This is a genomic window from Paraburkholderia sp. Ac-20347 (genome assembly GCF_017104805.1).
GTDB classification, from domain to species: Bacteria; Pseudomonadota; Gammaproteobacteria; order Burkholderiales; family Burkholderiaceae; genus Paraburkholderia; species Paraburkholderia tropica.
Genome location: NZ_JAAGPN010000061.1, coordinates 1 through 21,102 on the forward strand (window position 1 = coordinate 1; position 21,102 = coordinate 21,102).

The window sequence follows — 21,102 nt, forward strand, 5'->3', positions numbered from 1 at the left end:
GCGCCGTCGCGCGGGCGAGGGTGGCGGGGCTCGTCAGCGTCACGGCGGGCGTTCCGTCGGCGAGCCGTGTGAGCCAATGCGCACGCCACGCGCTCACGTCTGCCTCCGCACGCGCGTCGAGTGCGTCGAGCGTGTCGAGCGCGTTGAGCGTGGCGCTGTGCGCGTCGCGAACATCCGCCTGCGCGAACGTGCCCGCGCGTAACGCGGCGTCGGCGGCGTGCATCACGAGCCAGAGTGTCGTCGAAGTCGTCGGCATGCTGTTGGGTTCTCCCGCTTGAATCTCATCCATTCGCCGATAGACATTCGGCCCGCGCCCGCCCGGGGCAGCGCGTAGAATACAGGCTCCCCGACGCGCGGAAGCCGGTGCAAGACCGGCGCGGTCGCGCCACTGTAACCGTTTGCGCATCAAAAACGCCGCCAGGCCCGATCCTCGGGCGGCCCGGCGCGCAGCAACGGAAGCCAGACCTGAGCGTCGGGTTGAACGCTTTCTCGCCACACTCAACGACTATCGGGGCGCGTCACCCCCAAAGGAGAAGTCACCATGTCGCAAGCCGCCCTCCATCCGGCTCAGGTTCCGGGCGCCACGCCCGCGCCGATTCCCCTGCGCGAAATCCTGCCGTGGGCCATCTTCGGCGGTCTGATGCTGCTGCTGGCGCTGTATTTCGTCGGCGCCGAACAGGGCGCGACGTCGATCTTCCCGGGCATGTACGTCCACGAATTCGTTCACGACGGCCGCCATCTGCTCGGCTTTCCGTGCCACTGACCGGGAGCTGACATGGTAGGCAAGCTGTTGATACGCGGGATGCTCGCCGGCATCGCCGCGGGACTGCTCACGTTCTCGTTCGCCAAAATCGCGGGCGAACCGCAGGTCGATCAGGCCATTTCGTTCGAGGAAAAGGCCGACGCCGCGAAGGGCGAAGCGCCCGAGCCGGAAATCGTCAGCCGCGAAGTGCAGGCGAGCTACGGTCTCTTTACCGGCGTGATGGTCTATGGCGCGTCGATCGGCGGCCTGTTCGCTCTGGTGTTCGCCTACGCGCGCGGCCGCACGGGACCGCTGTCGGCGCGCGCGCTGTCGGCGTGGCTTGCGCTGGCGGCCTTCATCGCCATCTATCTGGTGCCGAACCTCAAATATCCGGCCAATCCGCCTTCGGTCGGCGACCCGGACACCATCGGCTATCGCACCGGCCTGTTCTTCCTGATGATCGCGATCTCGATCGCCGTCTCGGTGTTCGCGCTCAAGGTGCGCGCGGCGCTCGCGCCGAACCGCGGTGCGTGGAACGCGTCGATCGTCGCGCTGGTGCTGTTCGTGGTCGTGATCGGCGCGGTGGATCTCGCGCTGCCGGTCATCAACGAAGTCCCCGCCGCGTTCCCGGCCGTGGTGCTGTGGAAATTCCGCACCGTCGCGATCGGCATGCAGGCGATCCTCTGGACCACGATCGGCCTGCTGTTCGGCGCGCTGGTCGAGCGTCTCGAACGCGCCGGCGCGCGCGCGGGCGGCCTGGCCGCGCAGCGCACTTAACGCCGCGCCAAAAATACGCGGGTCCGCGCCGTCTATCGAAAAAGCGACCCGAAACTTGTCAAAACGCCCCGCGGGCTTGCGCCTGGCGGGGCGTTGTCTTTGCGCCTTTCAAAAGCATCGCGCCCTGACAGTGCGGGCGAAACGCCGCCGCGCCGGGCCCGGCGGTCTGCATCGACGGGAATTGGTGCAATGCAGCACGCGCGCCGGGCGCGTTTGAGCAAACAATTTGGCGCTGCGACGATCCGCGCCACTTCCCGGGCTTTTGTTGCGCGCCCGGGATCTCGACAACGACTTCCCCGGAGACGCGCGTGATGCTTTACGGCTTTGGCCCGGTGCTGCTCGCCGGCACGATCCAGACGATCGAACTCTCGTTGCTGTCGCTGGGCGTGGCCGTGCTGCTCGGCCTCGCGGGCGCGGCGGCCAAGCTCTCGTTCAACCGGCCGCTCGCGGCCTGCGCGACGGCCTACACCACGCTGATCCGCTCGGTGCCCGACCTGGTGCTGATGCTGCTGCTGTTCTACAGCATCCAGATCGGCGTGAACGAGGCCACCGACGCGCTCGGCATGGCGCAGATCGACATCGATCCGTTCGTGGCGGGCGTGCTCACGCTCGGCTTCATCTACGGCGCGTATTTCACCGAGACCTTTCGCGGCGCGTTTCTCGCCGTGCCGCGCGGGCAGCTCGAAGCGGGCTACGCCTACGGCATGAGCGGCGCGCGCGTGTTCGCCCGCATCCTGTTTCCGCAGATGATGCGTTTCGCGCTGCCGGGCATCGGCAACAACTGGCAGGTGCTCGTGAAGGCGACGGCGCTGGTGTCGATCATCGGTCTCGCCGATGTCGTGAAGGCCGCCCAGGACGCGGGGCGCAGCACCTTCAACCTGTTCTTCTTCCTGCTGATCGCCGCGCTCATCTATCTCGCGATCACGACGATTTCGAACTTCGCGCTGATCTGGCTCGAACGCCGTTACTCGGCGGGCGTGCGCCACGCGCAACTCTGACACCGCAAGGGCACAAGCGATGAACGAAATCCTTCAGCAATTCGGCCGCGCGTTCCTCTACTGGGACGGCGAGCACGTCTCCGGCCTCGCCATGACGCTCTGGCTGCTCGTGGTGTCGGTGGCGTTCGGCTTCGTGTGCGCGGTGCCGCTCGCGGTCGCGCGCGTCTCGCAGCGGCGCTGGCTGTCGATGCCGGTGCGCTTCTACACCTACGTGTTTCGCGGCACGCCGCTCTACGTGCAGCTTCTGCTGATCTACACGGGCGTGTACAGTCTCGCCTTCGTGCGCAGCGAGCCGCTTCTCGACGCGTTCTTCCGCAGCGGTCTGAACTGCGCGATCCTCGCGTTCGCGCTCAACACCTGCGCGTACACCACCGAGATTTTCGCGGGCGCGATCCGCGCGACCTCGCACGGCGAAGTGGAAGCGGCGCGCGCCTACGGCATGAGCCCGTTCACGATGTACTGGCGCATCGTTCTGCCTTCGGCGCTGCGCCGCGCGCTGCCGCTGTACAGTAACGAAGTGATCCTGATGCTGCACGCCACCACGGTCGCGTTCACGGCCACGGTGCCCGATCTGCTCAAGGTGGCGCGCGACGCCAACTCGGCCACGTACCGCTCGTTCGAGTCGTTCGGCCTCGCGGCGCTGATCTACTGTGCGGTATCGTGCGTGCTGGTGGCCGCGTTCCGCCGCGCGGAAAAGCGCTGGCTCGGCCATCTGGCCGTGCGCACGCGCTGAATCGCCTTGCACTGACGCGACATTTTTTTGGAGACCATCTTGGCTCAGACGATGCAAACGACGCCTGCGGGCGAGAGCAAGCTGATCGCGCGCGACATCCACAAGCGTTACGGCGACAACGAAGTGCTCAAGGGCGTCTCGCTCGACGCGAAGAAGGGCGACGTGATCAGCATCATCGGCGCGAGCGGTTCGGGCAAAAGCACGTTCCTGCGCTGCATCAATTTCCTCGAGAAGCCGAACGCGGGCGAGATTGTCGTCGATGGCGAAACGGTGCGCACGAAAGCGGCCCGTGACGGCGGCCTCGAAGTGGCCGATCACAAGCAGCTTCAGCGCATCCGCACCAAGCTCGCGATGGTGTTCCAGCACTTCAATCTCTGGTCGCACATGAACGTGATCGAGAACGTGATGGAAGCGCCGCTGCACGTGCTCGGCGTGCCGCGCAAGGAAGCCGAGGAACGCGCGCGCGAGTATCTGGAGAAAGTCGGGCTCGCGCCGCGCGTGGAGAAGCAGTATCCGTCGCATCTGTCGGGCGGCCAGCAGCAGCGCGTGGCGATCGCGCGCGCGCTCGCCATGCATCCGGACGTGATGCTGTTCGACGAACCGACGTCGGCGCTCGATCCCGAGCTCGTCGGCGAAGTGCTCAAGGTGATGCAGAAGCTCGCCGAGGAAGGCCGCACGATGATCGTCGTGACGCACGAAATGGGTTTCGCGCGCAACGTGTCGAATCACGTGATGTTCCTGCATCAGGGCCGCACCGAGGAGCAGGGCGCGCCCGCCGACGTGCTCGGCGCGCCGAAGAGCGAGCGCCTGCGCCAGTTTCTGTCGGGCAGTCTGAAATAAGCGACGCAAGCCGTATCCGCGCATGAACCAGGAAGGGAACGCATCCGCCGCTTCGATGGCATCGACTGCATCGGTTGCATCGACCACGCCAGCCGTCGCGCGCGCGAATCGCACGACGCAGGTGGCGATCGTCGCGCTGCCGCCGGTGTCGATGTCGGGCGTGGGCCCGATCGTCGACGCGCTCAATCTCGCCAACGAGATCGACGGCCGCGCGCTCTACCGCTGGCAGATGTACTCGTGGAACGGCCGGCCCGTGCCGCTCGCGGGCGGCGCGCAGTGGCCCGCCGACGGCACCTTCGGCGACGCGCTCGCGTGCGACTGGCTGATCGTCGTGACCGAGCGCTATCAGCAGTTCGCCGACTATCGCCTGTTCCTCGCCAGCCTCGCGCGCCTCGGGCAGCGCACGCCGCTCGTCACCGGCATTCATCACGGCGTCTGGTGGCTCGCGATGGCCGGGCAGTTGCAGGGCTATCGCGTGGCCGTGAACTGGGAGACGTACCAGCAGTTCGCCGAGCAGTTCGAGCGCACCATCGTCACGCAGCATCTCTACGAGATCGACCGCGATCGCGCGACCTGCGCGGGCGGCCAGGCGACGCTCGACTTCATGCTGGCGATGATCGGCCGCGAGCACGGCCCCGAACTCGTGGACCGCATCGCCGACGCGATGGGCGCGAGCACGCTGCGCAGCGGCGACGAGCGTCAGCGCATTCCGTTCGTGACCGCGCCCGGCGAGCGTCATCCGCGCCTGAACGACGCGCTCATGCTGATGGAAGCGAACATCGAGGATCCGCTCACGACCGACGAGATCGCCGGGCACGTGGGCGTCTCGCGCCGTCAGCTCGAACGCCTGTTCCGGCAGTATCTGAACGCGATGCCGTCGAAGTACTACCTCGGCCTGCGGCTCGCGAAAGCGCGCTCGCAGTTGCAGCGCACCAGCAAGTCGGTGGTGCAGATCAGCCTCGCGTGCGGGTTTTCGTCGGCGGCGCATTTTTCGAACGCGTATCGCGAGCGCTTCGGCGTGACGCCGCGCGAGGATCGGCGCAACTGGATCGAGCGTCAGCACGGCGGCGCGAATTCCGAGCCGCGCGCCGGGGCGCTGGTGGAGCCGCCCGAGCGTGATTGAGGCGTGATTGAAGCGTGACCCGGCGCACGAAACGTGCTCGATCGCCGGATGAAACCCCGCCGCGCCGCCGCTGACGAAAAAACGCGTCGCGCCTGCGCAAGACGTTTGCAGCGCGGTTGCCTACACTGCAACCGATACTCGCTCGATTGAGCCCATTAGCATCCGGTTCGTACCCCAATCGCGCCTCGCGCGGCACGAGCCTGAATCGAGAACCTGAATCGGCACCCGATTCGAGACCACAAGGATTCGCCATGAACGACCAGACTGTGAGCCGCCAGACCTTCGACGAAGTGATGGTGCCGTGCTTCTCGCCCGCGCCGTTCGTGCCCGACCGCGGCGAAGGCTCGCGCGTGTGGGACACCGCCGGGCGCGATTACATCGACTTCGCCTGCGGTATCGCCGTGACCTCGCTCGGCCACGCGCATCCGGAACTGCTCAAGGTGCTGCACGAGCAGGGCGGCAAGCTCTGGCACATCGGCAACGGCTACACCAACGAGCCGGTGCTGCGCCTCGCGAAGAAGCTCGAGTCGCTGACGTTCGCCGATCGCGCGTTCTTCGCCAACTCGGGCGCGGAAGCCAACGAAGCCGCGCTCAAGCTCGCGCGCCGCGTCGCCTTCGACCGCCACGGCGAGCAGAAGGCCGAGATCGTCTCGTTCACGCAGTCGTTCCATGGCCGCACCTTCTTCACGGTCAGCGTCGGCGGCCAGCCGAAATATTCGGAAGGCTTCGGCCCGATTCCGCAAGGCATCATCCATCTGCCGTACAACGACATCGACGCCGCCAGGCGCGCGATCGGCCCGCAAACCTGCGCGGTGATCGTCGAGCCGGTGCAGGGCGAAGGCGGCGTGATTCCCGCCGATCCGGCCTTCCTGCGCGCGCTGCGCGAGGCCTGCGACGCGCACGGCGCGCTGCTGATTTTCGACGAAGTGCAAACCGGCGTGGGCCGCACGGGCACCTTCTACGCCTACGAGCAGACCGGCGTGACGCCCGACATCCTGACCACGGCGAAGGCGCTCGGCAACGGTTTCCCGATCGGCGCGATGCTCACGACCGAAGCCATCGCGGCGCACTTCAAGGTGGGCGTGCACGGCACGACCTACGGCGGCAATCCGCTCGGCGCGGCCATCGCGCACAAGGTCGTCGAGCTGATCAGCGACCCGGCGGTGCTGGCGGGCGTGCGCGAACGCGGCGAGACGATCCGCGCGAAGCTCGCGCAGCTGAACGCGCGCTTCGACGTGTTCAAGGAAGTGCGCGGCCAGGGCCTGCTGATCGGCGCCGAACTGAACGCGCGCTTCGCGGGCCGCGCGAAGGACTTCAACGGCGCGGCGGCGAATCGCGGCGTGATGATGCTGATCGCCGGTCCGGACGTGCTGCGCTTCGCGCCTTCGCTGATCATGCCGGCGTCCGATCTGGACGAGGGCTTCGCGCGCCTCGAACAGGCGTTCGAAGACGTGGTCGGCGCGCACTGACCGGCGTTCATTCTCCATCACAGGACCGACGATGCTATTCGTTCGCCCCGCCAGGCTCGCCGATCTCGACGCGATCGCGCACATGGCCCGCACCGCGCAGCCCGTGCTGCATTCGCTGCCGCACGACCGCGCGGCGCTCGAAGCGCGCATCGCGCTGTCCGAGGATTCGTTTCGCGCGGACGTCGACTTTCCGGGCGAGGAGTTCTATCTCTTCGTGCTCGAAGATTCGGCGACGGGCCGGCTCGTCGGCACGTCGAGCCTGATCGCGGCGGCGGGCTACTCGGAGCCGTTCTACGCGTTCCGCAACGACGCGCTGATCCACGCCTCGCGCGAACTGCACGTGAACCGCAAGATTCACGCGCTCACGATGTCGCACGAACTCACGGGCAAGAGCCGCCTCGCGGGCTTCTATATCGATCCCGCGCTGCGCGGCGACGCGGCGGCGCATCTGATGTCGCGCGCGCGCATGATGTACGTGGCGATGAACCGCCGCCGCTTCACGCCCGAGGTGTTCTCGCTGCTGCTCGGCGTGACCGACGACGCGGGCGCCTCGCCGTTCTGGGAAGCGGTGGGCCGCAAGTTCTTCGGGCGCGATTTCAAGGACATCGAAATGGCCTCGGGCGGCAGAAGCCGCACCTTCATCGCCGAAGTGATGCCCGCGTATCCGCTCTACGTGCCGCTGTTGCCGGAAGCGGCGCAGCGCGTGCTCGGCGAGCCCGATCCGCGTGCGCTGCTCGCGTACGAGATTCATCTCGAAGAAGGTTTCGAGCCGGACCGTTACGTCGATATCTTCGACGCGGGCCCGGTGCTCACGGCGCAGGTCGATCGCACGGCCTCGGTCGCGGGCAACGCGACGCGCGTGGTGCGTGAAGGCGCGTCCGCGGGCGCGCAAACGGGCGCGCAGGTTTCCGAAACCTATCTGGTCGCCAGCGAACAGGGCGGCGAGTTCCGCTGCGTACTCGCCACGCTGCCGGTGCAGGAAGCGAACGCGCACGCGCCACATGCACCGCACGCGCCGCTGGCCCTCGTCGCCGACGCGCCGCTCGACGCCGCCACGCGCGCGGCGCTGAACGTGCAGGACGGCGCGCGCGTGCGCTGCGCGCCGCTGTATCGCGAGACGCCCGACAACGACAATTCGATGGGAGAAGCGCAATGATCGTGGTACGCGTCGTGCAGACGGGCGATGTGGACGCGCTCGTCGCGTTGGCCCAGGAAACCGGCCCCGGTCTCACGACCTTCAAGCCCGACCGCGAGGCGCTGGCCGCGCGCATCGAGCGCACGCGGCGCACGCTCGCGGGCGAAGCCGCGCCAGCCGAGGCGGGCTACTTCTTCGTGATGGAAGACACCGCGAGCGGCGACGTGGCGGGCGTCTGCGGCATCGAAACGGCCGTGGGCCTCACGCAGCCGTTCTACAACTATCGCGTGAGCACGGTGGTGAACGCGAGCCAGGACCTCGGCATCTGGACGCGCATGCGCGCGCTCAACATCTCGCACGACCTCACCGGTTACGCGGAAGTGTGCTCGCTGTTCCTCTCGCCGCGCCATCGCACGGGCGGCATGGGCGGGCTGCTGTCGCGCTCGCGCTTCATGTTCATCGCGCAGTTCCGCGAGCGTTTTCCGGAACGCATCTGCGCCGAATTGCGCGGCCATTTCGACGGCGAAGGCACCTCGCCGTTCTGGCGCGCGGTCGGTTCGCACTTCTATCAGATCGATTTCAATGCCGCCGATTATCTGAGTTCGCATGGCCGCAAGGCGTTTCTCGCCGAGCTGATGCCGCGCTACCCCGTCTACGTCGAACTGCTGCCCGAGGAGGCGCAGGCGTGCGTGGGCCTCACGCACGCGGACACGGTGCCCGCGCGCCGCATGCTCGAAGGCGAAGGGCTGCGCTACGAGAATCACGTCGATATTTTCGATGCGGGCCCCGTGCTCGAATGCCATATCGCCGATTTGCGCACGGTGCGCGAGAGTGTGGTGGTGCCCGTGCGCATCGGCGCGCAGACGGCCGAAGAGGGCGTGCGCTCGCTGGTCTCGAATACGTCGCTCGCGGATTTCCGCGTGGGTTTCGCGCCGGGCGTCGTCAGCGACGGCGCGTTCACGCTGAGCGTGCAGGAAGCGGCCGCGCTCGGCGTGCGCGAAGGCGAGCCGGTGCGCGTGCTGGGCGCCGCTCGGCGTCAGGGCGCGTGACTGCGAACAGGCAGCACGCGCGAGCAAAACAACAGGACGAGTCATGAACGAGCTTTTCATCGATGGGCAATGGTGCGCGGCCTCGGGCGCCGCGTTTGCGTCGCGTAATCCGGGCACGGGCGCGATCGTGTGGAGCGGCAACGCCGCCAACGAGGACGACGTCGAGCGCGCGGTGAGCGCCGCGCGCCGAGCGTTCCCGGCGTGGTCGAATCTGTCGCTCGACGCGCGCTGCGAGATCGTCAAGCGCTTCGCGGCGCTCGTCACCGAACGCAAGGAGCAGCTCGCCCAGGCCATCGGCCGCGAAACCGGCAAGCCGCTCTGGGAGGCGCGCACCGAAGCGGCGTCGATGGCGGCCAAGGTCGCGATCTCGATCACCGCCTACAACGAACGCACCGGCGAAAAGCGCAGCGACATGGCCGACGGCGTGGCCGTGCTGCGTCATCGTCCGCATGGCGTGGTGGCCGTGTTCGGTCCGTACAATTTTCCGGGCCATCTGCCCAACGGCCATATCGTGCCCGCGCTGATCGCCGGCAACACGGTCGTGTTCAAGCCGTCCGAACTCGCGCCCGATGTCGCGCGCGTGACGGTCGAAATCTGGCGCGACGCCGGACTGCCCGCGGGCGTGATGAACCTCGTGCAGGGCGAGCGCGACACCGGCGTGGCGCTCGCGAATCATCGCCAGATCGACGGGCTGTTCTTCACCGGCAGCTCGAACACCGGCACGCATTTGCATCGCCAGTTCGGCGGCCGGCCCGAGATCGTGCTCGCGCTGGAGATGGGCGGCAACAATCCGCTCGTCGTCGCGCCGGTCGACGACGTCGATGCCGCCGTGCATCACGCGATCCAGTCGGCGTTTCTGTCGGCGGGGCAGCGCTGCACCTGCGCGCGCCGCATTCTGGTGCCGTCCGACGCGTTCGGCGAGCGCTTTCTGGCGCGCTTCGTCGAGGTGTCGTCGCGCATCGCGGTGGGCGAGTACGACGCCGATCCGCAACCGTTCATGGGCGCGGTGATCTCGGCGCGCGCGGCGGGCAAGCTGATGGAAGCGCAAGCCATGCTGCTCGAACGCGGCGCGAAGGCGCTGCTGCCGATGACGCAGCGCGACCCGGCGCTCGGCTTCGTCACGCCCGGCATTCTCGACGTGACCGGCGTGGCCGATCTGCCCGACGAGGAGCACTTCGGCCCGCTCGCGCAGATCGTGCGCTACGCCGGTTTCGACGACGCCATGGCCCAGGCCAACAACACCGCCTACGGTCTTTCGGCCGGTCTGCTCGCCGACGATGCCGCGCTCTGGCAGCGCTTCTCGCGCGAGATCCGCGCGGGCATCGTCAACTGGAACCGGCCCACCAACGGCGCGTCGAGCGGCGCGCCGTTCGGCGGTCCGGGCCGCTCGGGCAATCACCGTCCGAGCGCGTACTACGCAGCCGACTACTGCGCGTGGCCGATGGCCTCGGTGGAAAGCGCACAACTGCAGATGCCCGCGAGCGTTTCGCCGGGCCTTCAATTCTGAGGATCGACGATGAGCCATTCCGCAACCGGGTCCAAGGCCACCCTGGAGGCCAATTTCGACGGACTCGTCGGCCCGACGCACAACTACGCGGGGCTGTCGTTCGGCAACGTCGCGTCGCAGAACAACGAGAAGTCGGTCGCGAATCCGCGCGCCGCCGCGCAGCAGGGTCTGCGCAAGATGAAGCGGCTCGCCGATCTCGGCTTCGCGCAGGGCGTGTTGCCGCCGCAGGAGCGGCCGTCGATCCGTCTGCTGCGCGAGCTGGGTTTCAGCGGCAAGGAAACCGACGCGATCGCGCGCGCCGCGAAGGACGCGCCCGAACTGCTCGCGGCGGCCAGCTCGGCGTCGGCCATGTGGACCGCGAATGCGGCCACCGTGAGCCCGTCGGCCGACACGCCCGACCGGCGCGTGCATTTCACGCCCGCGAACCTGTGCAGCAAGCTGCATCGCGCGATCGAGCACGAGTACACGCGCCGCACGCTCGGCGCGATTTTCGCGGACCCGTCGCACTTCGTGGTGCACGAAGCGCTGCCCGGCACGCCCGCGCTCGGCGATGAAGGCGCGGCCAATCACACGCGTTTTTGCGCGCAATACGGCGAGCGCGGCGTGGAATTCTTCGTCTACGGTCGCAGCGAATACCGTCGCGGACCGGAGCCGAAGCGCTTTCCGGCGCGTCAGACTTTCGAGGCGAGCCGCGCGATCGCGCAGCGCCACGGCCTGAGCGACGACATCGCCGTGTTCGCGCAGCAGAATCCCGACGTGATCGACGCGGGCGTATTCCATAACGACGTGATCGCCGTGGGCAACCGCACGACGCTGTTCTGCCACGAGCGCGCGTTCGTCGAGCAAAGCAAGGTCTACGACGAACTGCGCGCGAAGCTCGCGGCGCAGGGCGCGGCGTTCGACGTGATCGAGGTGCCGGACGCGCAGGTGAGCGTCGCCGACGCGGTCACGTCGTATCTCTTCAACAGCCAGTTGCTGAGCGGCGCCGACGGCAAGCAGGTGCTCGTCGTGCCGCAGGAATGCCGCGAGAACCCGCGCGTGGCGATCTGGCTCGAAGAGCTGGTTGCGAAGCCCGGTCCGATCGACGACGTGCTCGTATTCGATCTGCGCGAGAGCATGAAGAACGGCGGCGGTCCCGCGTGCCTCCGTCTGCGCGTGGTGCTCAGCGAAGCGGAGCGCGCCGCCGTCGCGCCCGGCGTGTGGATGAACGACGCGCTGTTCGCGCGCCTCGACGCGTGGATCGAAAAGCACTATCGCGACCGCCTCGCGCCGCAGGATCTCACCGATCCGGCGCTGCTCGCGGAGTCGCGCACGGCGCTCGACGAACTCACGCAGATTCTCGGCCTCGGCTCGCTCTATGACTTCCAGCGCTGATTCCGCCGTGCTCGCCGACTTCCTCGCCGCCACGCTGGCGGGCTGGCGTCCCGCGCACGACGACGCACAAGCGGGCGTGTGCGCGAATGGCGCGGTGCGCTGGCAGTGGCAGGACGAAGGCGTGCTGTTGCTCGAACCGGCGCATGGCGATGTCGATGCCGATGTTCCGGCGCGCAGCGTGCTGATTTCGGCGGGCGTGCATGGCGACGAAACCGCGCCCATCGAGCTGCTTTCGCAGATGGTCGCGGACATCGCGGCGGGGCGTCTGCCGCTCGCGTGCCGTCTGCTCGTCGTGCTCGGCAACGCGGCCGCGATGCGCGCCGCCACGCGCTACGAGGACGACGACCTCAACCGTCTGTTCGGCGGCCGCCACGCGCGCGTGCCGCAGAGCCGCGAAGCGCCGCGCGCGATCGCGCTCGAACAGGCGGCGCAGCGCTTTTTCGAAACCGCGCCCGAAGCCACGCCCGACGGTGCCGGTACGCGCTGGCACCTCGACCTGCATACGGCGATCCGCGCCTCGGCGTTCGAACAGTTCGCGCTCCTGCCGTACACGGGCGGCGCGCTTTCGCGTGCGATGTTCGACTGGCTCGCCGACGCGCGCATCGCCGCCGTGCTGATCCACACGGAAAAGGGCGCGACCTATTCGTCCTTTACCGCCGACGCGTGCGGCGCGACCGCCTGCACGCTCGAACTCGGCAAGGTGCGTCCGTTCGGCCAGAACGACCTCGCGCGTTTCGCGAACGCCGATGCCGCGATCCGGCGGCTCGTGTCGGGCGCGCGCGCCGACGCCGATGCGCCGATGCCGCGTGTCTTCACCGTGATCGGCCAGATCACGAAGCAGAGCGACGCGCTGCAACTGCACGTGGCCGCCGACGTCGCCAACTTCACGCCGTTCGCGCGCGGCACCGTGCTCGCCGAGGACGGCGCGTATCGCTATGTCGTCGCGCACGACGAGGAGCGCATCGTGTTCCCGAATCCGTCCGTGAAGCCGGGTTTGCGCGCGGGCCTGCTCGTCGTCGAGACGACCGGCGAAACGCTGGCCGCGCTCGTCTGACGCGCGAGCGGCGCGCCTGCGCCGCTCTGCGCTTGCGCATCCACGACATCCAATTGCAATTTCCCCCCGCGCCGCATGGCTCGCCGACGGCGTAGGGGCGTTTTCGGGCCGCGTGCGCGGGCGCGGTACAATCGCGCCCTCGCGGTTGCTGCGGCGCATCAGAAACGATGGGGCCGTTTGAGCCGCTTTTTTGGCGCAGCGATCCTGCCCCAAGCGCGACGGAGACCACCGGAGCGCGCTGTAAACCGACTGGAAAGAGACACTGATGAACATGAACTGGAACAAGCTGGCCCGCCTCGCGCTCTGCGCGGCCGTCACCGTGGCCGCCGGCGCGGCGCACGCTGCCGATATCAAGGAAATCCGCTTCGGCGTCGAGGCGTCGTATGCGCCGTTCGAATCGAAGTCGCCGAGCGGCGAACTGCAGGGCTTCGACATCGACGTCGGCAACGCCGTCTGCGCGAAGCTCAAGGCGAAGTGCGTGTGGGTCGAAAATTCGTTCGACGGCCTGATTCCCGCGCTCGAAGCGCGCAAGTTCAACGCGATCAATTCGGACATGACGATCACTGACCAGCGTCGTCAGGCGATCGACTTCACCGATCCGATCTACGCGATCCCGAACCAGATGATCGCGAAGAAGGGCAGCCCGCTGCTGCCGACGCCGGCATCGCTGAAGGGCAAGCACGTGGGCGTGCTGCAGGGCACGATCCAGGAGTCGTATGCGAAGGCCAAGTGGGCGCCCGCGGGCGTTGACGTCGTGCCTTATCAGACGCAGGACCAGATCTACGCCGATCTCGTCTCGGGCCGTCTGGACGCCGCGTTCCAGGACGCCGAAGCCGCTTCGAAGGGCTTCCTGAACAAGCCGCAAGGCGCGGGCTTCGCGTTCGCGGGTCCGCAGGTCGTCGACGCCAAGCTGCTGGGCGAGGGCGTGGGCTACGGCGTGCGCAAGAACGACGCGGCGCTCAAGGCCGCGCTCAACGGCGCGCTGAAGGAACTGAAGGCCGACGGCACGATCGACAAGATCGCCGCCAAATACTTCGACGTGAAGGTCGTGCTGAAGTAAGCGCACGCGGCGTCATCGCGTAGCGCCCGACCGGCCGGTTGACACCGGCCGGTATTTTTTACGCGTCAATAGTTCGGAATCCGGAATAATGTCCGCGCGAGTCGCTGTAGAGGGCCGTGTGCGCGCCGTCGCGCGCGCGCCACTGAACGCGTAACATGGCGATTATTTTCGTGAATTGAGCGTCCGCTTCATATGCCGGACCTATCTGCCAGGATAAAATCTGCGGGTAAGAAAAAGTAAGAATTAAAGGTGGGATTGGAACGCGCCGCGGCGCCGCATCGCGGTCCGCAGGCGAGCAAGAAGAAGTCGAACGAAGAGAGACCAGACGGGCGCGACGACAAACGTGGCGCCACGCGGGGGACCCATGAGCTTCAATACCGCAGACCAGCACACGTCGGGTGCCGTGGCCGGCACGCCTTCGGGCGCGTCGTCCGGCGCCACGCAGGACCGCGCCGATTCCGTCGAAGTGTATTTCGCGCGCTTGCCGCTGCTCGATCGCGACGGCATGTTGTGCGCCTACGAAACCTTGCCGCGCATCGTCGCACGAGAAGGCGAACCGGCCGACAGTCACACGCCCGCCGATCCCGCAAACGCGGCGAACGCGGTGGAAGGGCTCACGCTCGCGCCTCCGTCACAGGCCGCCGTGCTTGTCGAGGCGTTCACGCGGCCCGCGCTGCGCGCCGCGCTCACGGGCCATCCGGCATGGATCGACGTGACGCGCGAAATGCTGTTCGACGACGCGCTGCTGCGTCTGCCCGCCGACCGCGTGACCTTCGAATTGCCGATCGACGTGGGCGCCGACCCCGAGGTGATCGCGCGCATCGTCAAGCTGCATGGCAAGCGCTTTCGCTTCGCGCTCGACAACGTCACGAAGGCCGACGAATCGTTCGCCAGGCTGCTGCCTTACGTGGACGCGATCAAGATCGATATTCGCGACATCGCGGCCACGATGCTGCCGAAGTTCGCGAGCGTGCTCAAGGCGGCGGGCAAACTGCTCGTCGCGCTGGGCGTCGAAAACAAGGACGACTACGAGCGCGTGCATGCGCTCGGCTTCGACCGCTTCCAGGGCTATTACTTCACGAAGCCGCACGGCGGCGCGCGCCGCGCGAGCGCCTCGCGTCAGGCGCTGCTGAACCTGCTGCAACTGCTCGCGTCCGAGCCCACGGTGATGCAGCTCGAAGCGGAGCTCAAGCTCAATCCCGTGCTCGTGATGCATCTGATGCGGCTCGCGAATTCGAGCAGCTTCGCGCTCGGCCGCAAGGTCACGACGCTGCGCGAGGCGATCAACGCCACCGGCACCAATCGCATCGCGCGCTGGACGCAACTGCTGCTGTACGCGGACGGCCGCAAGATTTCCCTTGAAGACGACCCGATGCTGCAGCTCGCGGCCACGCGCGCGCGCTTCATGGAAATGGCGGCGGCGGTGCTGCCCGAAGCCGGTCCGACCGAAGAAGATTCGGCGTTTCTCGTGGGCGTGTTCTCGTTCGTCGATGCCGTGTTCGGCGGCCCGATCGAAGGCGCGCTCGAAGTGCTGCGCCTTGCCAAGCCGATCCGCGCGGCGATCCTGCGCCGCGAAGGCGTGCTCGGCCAATTGCTCAATGCGAGCGAGGCGCTGGAGCGCGGCGACTGGGCCGCTGTGGATACGGCGTGCGAGCATCTCGCGCCGCTCGACGCGGGCGCGGTGGCGGCGCTGGCCTTGCAGGCGGCCGAATGGGCGGGTATGGCCGAGCGCGACGCGGAAGCGCAAGGGCTCGTGCAGGTCGAGGAGTAAAGGCGCGTTTATTCACGCAGAAAAACAGACGGGGCGCCAGGCGCCCCGTTTTGTTTTGCACCGGCAACGTCGCGTGGCGACGCTGCTCGCGAGTCGATCGCGAGTCGAATCAGTGTGATTTTGCCAGGGTCTTCACCGCGTCGCCGGCAAAGAAGCGCGCGAGTTCGTGCGCGAGCTCGTTGAGCGCGCTCATTTCCTTCTGCGAGATGCGGCGCGGTTCCTGGCTCGTCATCCAGTCGCCGTAGAGCAGGGCGACGGGCGGCTCGCCCTGTGCGGCGACCGGTAGCAGCACGAAGGCGCGCGTGTCGTCGAAACGCGCGCGATACCAGCCCGGCAGACGCGTGAGCATCTTCGGATCCTGTGCGTTCTCGATGAAGATGCCCACCGAGTTGGCGATCGCCAGATGGAACACATCGGGCTGGAAGGTGGCGCTGAACGTGAGCTTGTCGAGACCGTCTTCCACGTCGGGGCCGAAGCCGCGCTGCGCTTCGAACATGTTCGCGCCGCGTCGCACGAACACGACGGTGCGCGCGAAGCCGAGGCCCGCGAGCACGGTTTCGGTGGCGAGCGTGAGCGCCGCCGAGAGCGCGCTGTCGGGCGGCAGGGCGCGCAGATCCTCGACGCCCGCGGCGATGCGCGCCTCGGGGTCGAGCGCCTCGCGCGCGATGGCGTCCGCGTTCGCGCGCAGCTCGACGATCTCGCGCATCACGCCGTCGTCGGCTTCCTCGTTGGCGAGCGCGAGGCTCATCTGCACCAGCGTTTCCGGATCGGTGTTGAGCGCGCGGCCATAGTACTGCGCGAGTTCGGCGATGTGCTCTTCGCGCACTTCGTCGGTCAGTCCGGGCGTGGTCAGCACGCGCGCGACTTCCGTCGAGTAGTTCGTGATCGCGCGCAGCCATTGCACCTGGCGCGACTCGTTGCCGGCGGGGTCGTACTCGCCCATGCCTTCGCGGATGGCCTCGGGCAGGCGCCAGCGCGCGGCCGCGTCCTGGCCGATTTCGGCGAAGGTCACGCCGAGCACGTCGATGCAGGCTTCGTCCTCGCTCGTGCCCGCGTCGCATTCGCGGCGGATCTGGTCCCACTCGGGTTCGAGATAGAACACCACGAGCAGCTTGCCGACCTGGCGCATCAGCGTGCAGACCACGGCTTCCTCGCCCGCGCGCAGGTCGCCGCGCTCGGTGAGCTTGCGCGCGACGCAGCCGGACAGCATGGTGCGGTTCAGTTCGAGTTTGGCATCGATGCGGCGCGGCGCGCTGTGATGGAAGTGATCGACGATCTTCAGGCCGACCACGAGATGGCCGACCGCGTCCATGCCGAGCACCATCAGCGCGCGCGTGACGGTCGTGATGTTGCCGCCGAAGGCCATGTACATGGCCGAGTTGGCGAGGCGCAACACTTTTTGGGTGAGCGCGAAGTCCGACAGCACGACTTTCACGAGCGCGCTGAAGTCGTAGTCGTCGTTGGTCATGGCCGCGACCGTCGTGCGCAGCGATTGCGACAGCATGGGGAAGTCGCCGCGCTCGTTCATGCGAGCCCAGAGCCGGTCGAGCAGGACTGCCTTTACCATCTGAACCATGTCAATTTCGCAAAAGCCCAGCGTATATCGGTGCCGCCATCAGTGCACTCCGTGAAGGTGCAGACTGCGCGACTCGAACCGCTGCGAGAGTTCCTCCGAAGGCAACGCCTTGCAGACGAGCCATCCCTGGATGTGGTCGCAGCCCATCTTCGTGAGCAATTCGCGCTGCGCCTCGGTCTCGACGCCCTCGGCGACGAGTTCCAGTTCGAGCGTGCGCGCGAGGCCCACCACGGCGTTGACGATCGCCTGATCGTTGCGCGAGGTGAGCAGGTTCTCCACGAAGCTGCGGTCGATCTTCAATTTCGAAAGCGGAAACCGCTGCAGGTACGCAAGACTCGAATAGCCCGTGCCGAAGTCGTCCACGGCGAAGCGGATGCCGAGGCCCGTGAGCTCTTCGAGCAGCTTCACCGCGTGCTGCGGATCCTGCATCAGCAGGCTTTCGGTAATCTCGAACACCAGCCGGCGCGGATCGAGCCCGGTGAGCTGGATCGCTTCCTGAACGCTGTCCTTGAATCTCGGATTGCGGAACTGCTGCGGCGATACATTGACCGCAATGTACTGCAAGGAGATGCCTTGCTCGTCCCATTGCGTCAACTGCATGCAGGCCGCTTTCAAAACCCAGTTGCCGAGATAATTAATCAGGCCGACGGATTCCGCAAGGGGAATAAATGTTGAGGGCGGCACGAGCCCATGCAATGGATGTTGCCAGCGGATCAGTGCCTCGACCCCCACGACGCCCCGTGTGGCGCTGCTTGTGATGGGTTGATAGTGCAGCGAAAACTCGCCGTTGCGCACACCGTCGTAGAGGTCGGACTCCAGCTTCAGCAGCATCGCGTCGGTCGGATCATCGTCGGGCACGTGCAACATCATCGTGTTGCCGCCCGCCGCTTTCGCCTGTTGCAGCGCCTGGTCGGCGCGGCGGATCAGCGGCGTGCTGTCGGCCTGGATGTCGCTCAGATCGTGCGCGGTCTCGTGCGGATCTTCGCGCAGGATGCCGGGCAGGCCGCCTTGCGCGCGCTGGTCCGGATAGAACGCGATGCCGATGCTCGCCGACAGATGCACGGGCTGGTCGCGGAACGTATAAGGCTGCAGGATCGACGTGAGCAGGCGGCGCGCGAGCGCTTCGGCGGTCACGCGCAGATCGCCGGGGCTCGCGTTGAGTTGCGGCGTGATCAGGATCGCGAACTCGTCGCTGCCGATGCGGGTGATCAGCTCGCCTTGCAGCGCGAGATGCGTGAGGCGGCGCGCGGTTTCGCGCAGCAGTTCGTCGCCGGCGTCGTAGCCGAGCGCGCGGTTCACGCGTTGATAGTCGTCGAGATCGAGCAGCAGCAGGGCGATCGGCAGGCCGTGACGGTCGGCGTCGGCCTGGGCGCTTTCGAGCGCGGGACCGAGCGCCGCCTGGTTCGGCAGGCCGGTCAGCGGATCGTGATGCAGGGCGTGCGTGAGGCGCGCGGCGTCGCCTTGCCATGCGGAGACATCGAAGCCCGCGACCGCGAAGCCGTCCATGCCCGCATAGGCCGCGCGCTGCACGCGCAGCTCGACGGCGAGCGGGTAGGTGAGCGCCTTGACGAGGTCGACGGTGTCCTTCTCGACGGCGCCGCTTTCGAGCGCGCGCGCGAACAGCTCGTTGAGCCGCGTCTGATGCTCGGGCGCCACGAGGTCGTGCAGCGTCGCGCCGAGCAGGAATTCACGGTGATAGCCGGCGAAACGCAGGCTCGCGTCGGAGACGTAGAGGAAGCGCAGGTTGCGGTCCACGTGCACGAGGAAGTCGACGGCCGCCGCCGTGTGCTCGAACGAACGCGAAACGGCGTCAGACGGCGCTTCGAGCATGCGCGCGGCCAGCGTCATGTCGTGCGGCGCGTCATGCGCGTCCGGCGACAGCGGCGCGCCGCTCGTGGAGGCGAGCGGGACGCCGGCTTCGCCAGGCAGCCCGGCGCGCGTACGTAGCCGGCCGATGACCGAGCGCAGCCAGCCCGGGCGGGGCGCGGTGATCCTGTTCGCTTCCATGTGTATCGCTGGCAACCCTTGATCTGATCGTTGTTGCGCCGGTTCCCTGCGCGGCACGCCAGAGCGTGAGGCCGCAGTGGTCCGGTCGGCGGGCGCATCGGCATCTGGCTGAACACGCCCATCAGACCGTGATATCGACCTTGCGCGCGAAATCTTTAGTGCCAAAACCGAAACACAACGGAAAATTCGACCCGTGTGCGAACTCACGGCAGCGAGCGGTGTCAGCGCACGCAGTTTCGGTTAAAGTGGCGCCGGCAGCCTGCCCGCGCCGATGCGCGATGCATACGCTGGCCGCGCCCGGAGGCTTGTGTGAGCGGCCAGGCGTCCGGAGCGAAGGTCCGTTGAGAGCCTGTCCGCAGGGGCAAAATTCTTACCGGTTATTACTACTACCGTCGGGACCTGCTGTCCGGGATTATCCGCTCCAGTCATCCGCCATGTCAGATTCATCGTCATCGTCCGCCAGGCCGGAACACGGGGCCAGCGAAGGCGGCCAGGAGCCCATGCATCACGCAGCGGGCGTCGGTACGCAGCCGTTCGTCTATCTCGGGCGGCAACCGATCATCGACCGCAACGGCGCGCTGAACGCCTACGAGCTGCTGTTTCGCGGCGGTGCGCAAAATCGCGCCGAAGTCTTCGACGACCGCCATGCCACCGCTCAGGTGATGACGCGCACGATGGGCCAGCTCGGCGTGCCCGCCGTGCTCGGTCGCCATCACGGCTACGTCAACATGAGCCGCGAACTGCTGTTCGACGACATCGTGCATCTGCTGCCGCCGGGCCGCTTCGTGCTCGAAGTGCTCGAACACGTGGGCTTCGATGTCGCCGTGCTCGAACGTCTCGCGCAGTTGCGCCGCGTGGGCTATCGCATCGCGTTCGACGACGTGAGCGCGCTCACCGACAACCTGCGCCGAGCGCTGCCGTACGCCGATATCGTCAAGGTCGATCTGCTGCAGACCGATCGCGCCGAACTGCCCGAGCTGGCCGCCGCGATCTCCGCCGCGGGCAAGACGCTGATCGCCGAAAAGGTCGAGACGCGCGAGGAATTCGAGTACGCGCGCGACCTCGGCTTCGAGCTGTTCCAGGGCTACTTCTTCGCGCGTCCGCAGATGCTGCGTGCGCCGCGCATGCGCGCGTCGCGTCTCGCGCTCGTGCGCCTGCTCGCGCTGGTGGCGAGCGACGTGGGCGTGGCCGCGCTCGAACACGAACTGCGCAGTCATCCGGGCGTGGTGGTGCAGTTGCTGCGCCTCGTGAATTCGAGCGCGTATGCGCCGGGCCGGCCGATCTCGTCGCTGCGCGAGGCGGTGCTCGCTGCGGGCACGCGCCAGATCGCGCGCTGGGCGCAGTTGCTGCTTTACGCAAGCGGCCGCGATCTGCCGTGGGCATCCGATCCGCTCGTGCAGCTCGCGGGCACGCGCTCGCACTTCATGGAACTGGCCGCGCGCAGTCTCGCGCCGAACGACCCCGATTTCGCCGATGCCGCGTTCATGACCGGCATCTTTTCGCTCGTGCACGTGCTGGTCGGCTCGACGGCCACCGATACGCTCGAAGGCTTGGGCCTCGCGCGCGAGATCACCGCGGCCGTCGACGGCCAGCATGGCGAACTCGGCATGCTGCTGCGCGTCGCGCATGCGTGCGAGCGCGGCGACGAGACCCGCGCGCAGACGCTCATCGTCGAAGCGGGCGGACGCTTTGCCGCGCTCACGCCGCAGTTGCTCGGCGAGCTCAATCTGTGGGCGGGCGCGTGGTTCTCGGCGTACGCGGACGGTTGATCGGCGCGCGTTGAAAGTCGCGTGTAAGGGCATGCGGATTGCCCGTTCGCCGCACGCGGCTGGATGCGCGCTCTGCGTGCACACGCGGACTGTGGTCCAATAGGGGCGGCGCCGAAGA

At 67.5% G+C, this 21,102-nt stretch carries 17 protein-coding genes, 1 pseudogene and 1 riboswitch; of the genes and pseudogenes, 15 read left to right on the forward strand and 3 right to left on the reverse strand.

All coding sequences use genetic code 11. The annotated features are described in order from the left end of the window. A pseudogene (locus G3N97_RS14480) lies at positions 1–256 on the reverse strand (hypothetical protein); the annotation flags it as partial. Between the two features lie 99 nt (positions 257–355). Continuing rightward, positions 356–465: riboswitch (cobalamin riboswitch) on the forward strand. A 76-nt stretch (positions 466–541) separates the two neighbouring features. Between G3N97_RS14480 and G3N97_RS14485 the strand changes: the two are divergent. The 14 genes from G3N97_RS14485 to G3N97_RS14550 all read left to right on the forward strand — a co-directional run bounded on the left by G3N97_RS14485 (position 542) and on the right by G3N97_RS14550 (position 15,632). After that, entirely contained in the window at positions 542–763 is a 222-nt protein-coding gene (locus tag G3N97_RS14485) for a CbtB-domain containing protein (protein WP_205993811.1), read from the forward strand. A 12-nt stretch (positions 764–775) separates the two neighbouring features. After that, on the forward strand, positions 776–1,519 hold the full coding sequence (locus G3N97_RS14490) for a CbtA family protein (protein WP_205993813.1): 744 nt from the start codon (positions 776–778) through the stop codon (positions 1,517–1,519). A 308-nt stretch (positions 1,520–1,827) separates the two neighbouring features. Beyond that, positions 1,828–2,517, forward strand: a complete 690-nt coding sequence (gene hisQ, locus G3N97_RS14495) for a histidine ABC transporter permease HisQ (RefSeq protein WP_065061188.1) — start codon at positions 1,828–1,830, stop codon at positions 2,515–2,517. A gap of 19 nt (positions 2,518–2,536) precedes the next feature. After that, a complete protein-coding gene (locus tag G3N97_RS14500; protein WP_205993815.1) occupies positions 2,537–3,250 on the forward strand; it encodes an ABC transporter permease in 714 nt (237 codons plus the stop codon). 51 nt (positions 3,251–3,301) lie between these two features. Further along, on the forward strand, positions 3,302–4,090 hold the full coding sequence (locus tag G3N97_RS14505) for an ABC transporter ATP-binding protein (RefSeq protein ID WP_065061245.1): 789 nt from the start codon (positions 3,302–3,304) through the stop codon (positions 4,088–4,090). Positions 4,091–4,145: 55 nt separating this feature from the next. After that, complete coding sequence (locus tag G3N97_RS14510) at positions 4,146–5,213, forward strand: GlxA family transcriptional regulator (protein WP_205993863.1); 1,068 nt, start codon at positions 4,146–4,148, stop codon at positions 5,211–5,213. Positions 5,214–5,464: 251 nt separating this feature from the next. Further along, positions 5,465–6,682: an aspartate aminotransferase family protein gene (locus G3N97_RS14515; RefSeq protein ID WP_205993817.1), complete on the forward strand. Its 1,218-nt coding sequence runs from the start codon at positions 5,465–5,467 to the stop codon at positions 6,680–6,682. Between the two features lie 31 nt (positions 6,683–6,713). Beyond that, complete coding sequence (aruF, locus tag G3N97_RS14520) at positions 6,714–7,838, forward strand: arginine/ornithine succinyltransferase subunit alpha (protein WP_205993819.1); 1,125 nt, start codon at positions 6,714–6,716, stop codon at positions 7,836–7,838. Continuing rightward, on the forward strand, positions 7,835–8,866 hold the full coding sequence (gene astA, locus G3N97_RS14525; RefSeq protein ID WP_205993821.1) for an arginine N-succinyltransferase: 1,032 nt from the start codon (positions 7,835–7,837) through the stop codon (positions 8,864–8,866). The genes aruF and astA overlap by 4 nt, the downstream gene beginning before the upstream one ends. 43 nt (positions 8,867–8,909) lie before the next feature. After that, positions 8,910–10,373 (forward strand): succinylglutamate-semialdehyde dehydrogenase, encoded by a 1,464-nt coding sequence (gene astD, locus G3N97_RS14530; RefSeq protein WP_205993826.1) that lies wholly within the window; start codon positions 8,910–8,912, stop codon positions 10,371–10,373. Positions 10,374–10,382: 9 nt separating this feature from the next. Next, entirely contained in the window at positions 10,383–11,747 is a 1,365-nt protein-coding gene (gene astB, locus G3N97_RS14535) for an N-succinylarginine dihydrolase (RefSeq protein WP_205993827.1), read from the forward strand. Then, positions 11,731–12,801, forward strand: a complete 1,071-nt coding sequence (gene astE, locus G3N97_RS14540; protein ID WP_205993828.1) for a succinylglutamate desuccinylase — start codon at positions 11,731–11,733, stop codon at positions 12,799–12,801. The genes astB and astE overlap by 17 nt, the downstream gene beginning before the upstream one ends. Before the next feature lie 265 nt (positions 12,802–13,066). Beyond that, positions 13,067–13,861, forward strand: coding sequence for an ABC transporter substrate-binding protein (locus G3N97_RS14545; RefSeq protein WP_205993829.1), 795 nt, complete (start codon positions 13,067–13,069; stop codon positions 13,859–13,861). Positions 13,862–14,366: 505 nt separating this feature from the next. Next, positions 14,367–15,632 carry an EAL domain-containing protein gene (locus tag G3N97_RS14550; protein ID WP_241030577.1) on the forward strand — a complete coding sequence of 422 codons (1,266 nt, stop codon included), beginning with the start codon at positions 14,367–14,369 and terminating at the stop codon, positions 15,630–15,632. Between the two features lie 109 nt (positions 15,633–15,741). Here the strand turns inward: G3N97_RS14550 and G3N97_RS14555 are convergent, their stop codons facing one another. Together G3N97_RS14555 and G3N97_RS14560 are read right to left on the reverse strand one after the other, a co-directional pair. Next, a complete protein-coding gene (locus G3N97_RS14555) occupies positions 15,742–17,199 on the reverse strand; it encodes an HDOD domain-containing protein (protein ID WP_205993864.1) in 1,458 nt (485 codons plus the stop codon). Between the two features lie 48 nt (positions 17,200–17,247). Further along, on the reverse strand, positions 17,248–19,038 hold the full coding sequence (locus G3N97_RS14560; RefSeq protein WP_241030578.1) for a GGDEF domain-containing protein: 1,791 nt from the start codon (positions 19,036–19,038) through the stop codon (positions 17,248–17,250). A 677-nt stretch (positions 19,039–19,715) separates the two neighbouring features. Here G3N97_RS14560 and G3N97_RS14565 point away from each other — a divergent pair. Beyond that, positions 19,716–20,984 (forward strand): EAL domain-containing protein, encoded by a 1,269-nt coding sequence (locus G3N97_RS14565; protein WP_205993835.1) that lies wholly within the window; start codon positions 19,716–19,718, stop codon positions 20,982–20,984. Positions 20,985–21,102: the final 118 nt, after the last annotated feature.

Coding starts and splice junctions, on each gene's coding strand:
- G3N97_RS14485 (WP_205993811.1), top strand. CDS start 542: ATGTCGCAAGCCGCCCTCCATCCGGCTCAGGTTCCGGGCGCCACGCCC.
- G3N97_RS14490 (WP_205993813.1), top strand. CDS start 776: ATGGTAGGCAAGCTGTTGATACGCGGGATGCTCGCCGGCATCGCCGCG.
- G3N97_RS14500 (WP_205993815.1), top strand. CDS start 2,537: ATGAACGAAATCCTTCAGCAATTCGGCCGCGCGTTCCTCTACTGGGAC.
- G3N97_RS14505 (WP_065061245.1), top strand. CDS start 3,302: ATGCAAACGACGCCTGCGGGCGAGAGCAAGCTGATCGCGCGCGACATC.
- G3N97_RS14510 (WP_205993863.1), top strand. CDS start 4,146: ATGGCATCGACTGCATCGGTTGCATCGACCACGCCAGCCGTCGCGCGC.
- G3N97_RS14515 (WP_205993817.1), top strand. CDS start 5,465: ATGAACGACCAGACTGTGAGCCGCCAGACCTTCGACGAAGTGATGGTG.
- aruF (WP_205993819.1), top strand. CDS start 6,714: ATGCTATTCGTTCGCCCCGCCAGGCTCGCCGATCTCGACGCGATCGCG.
- astA (WP_205993821.1), top strand. CDS start 7,835: ATGATCGTGGTACGCGTCGTGCAGACGGGCGATGTGGACGCGCTCGTC.
- astD (WP_205993826.1), top strand. CDS start 8,910: ATGAACGAGCTTTTCATCGATGGGCAATGGTGCGCGGCCTCGGGCGCC.
- astB (WP_205993827.1), top strand. CDS start 10,383: ATGAGCCATTCCGCAACCGGGTCCAAGGCCACCCTGGAGGCCAATTTC.
- astE (WP_205993828.1), top strand. CDS start 11,731: ATGACTTCCAGCGCTGATTCCGCCGTGCTCGCCGACTTCCTCGCCGCC.
- G3N97_RS14545 (WP_205993829.1), top strand. CDS start 13,067: ATGAACATGAACTGGAACAAGCTGGCCCGCCTCGCGCTCTGCGCGGCC.
- G3N97_RS14550 (WP_241030577.1), top strand. CDS start 14,367: ATGTTGTGCGCCTACGAAACCTTGCCGCGCATCGTCGCACGAGAAGGC.
- G3N97_RS14555 (WP_205993864.1), bottom strand. CDS start 17,199: ATGGTAAAGGCAGTCCTGCTCGACCGGCTCTGGGCTCGCATGAACGAG.
- G3N97_RS14560 (WP_241030578.1), bottom strand. CDS start 19,038: ATGCTCGAAGCGCCGTCTGACGCCGTTTCGCGTTCGTTCGAGCACACG.
- G3N97_RS14565 (WP_205993835.1), top strand. CDS start 19,716: ATGCATCACGCAGCGGGCGTCGGTACGCAGCCGTTCGTCTATCTCGGG.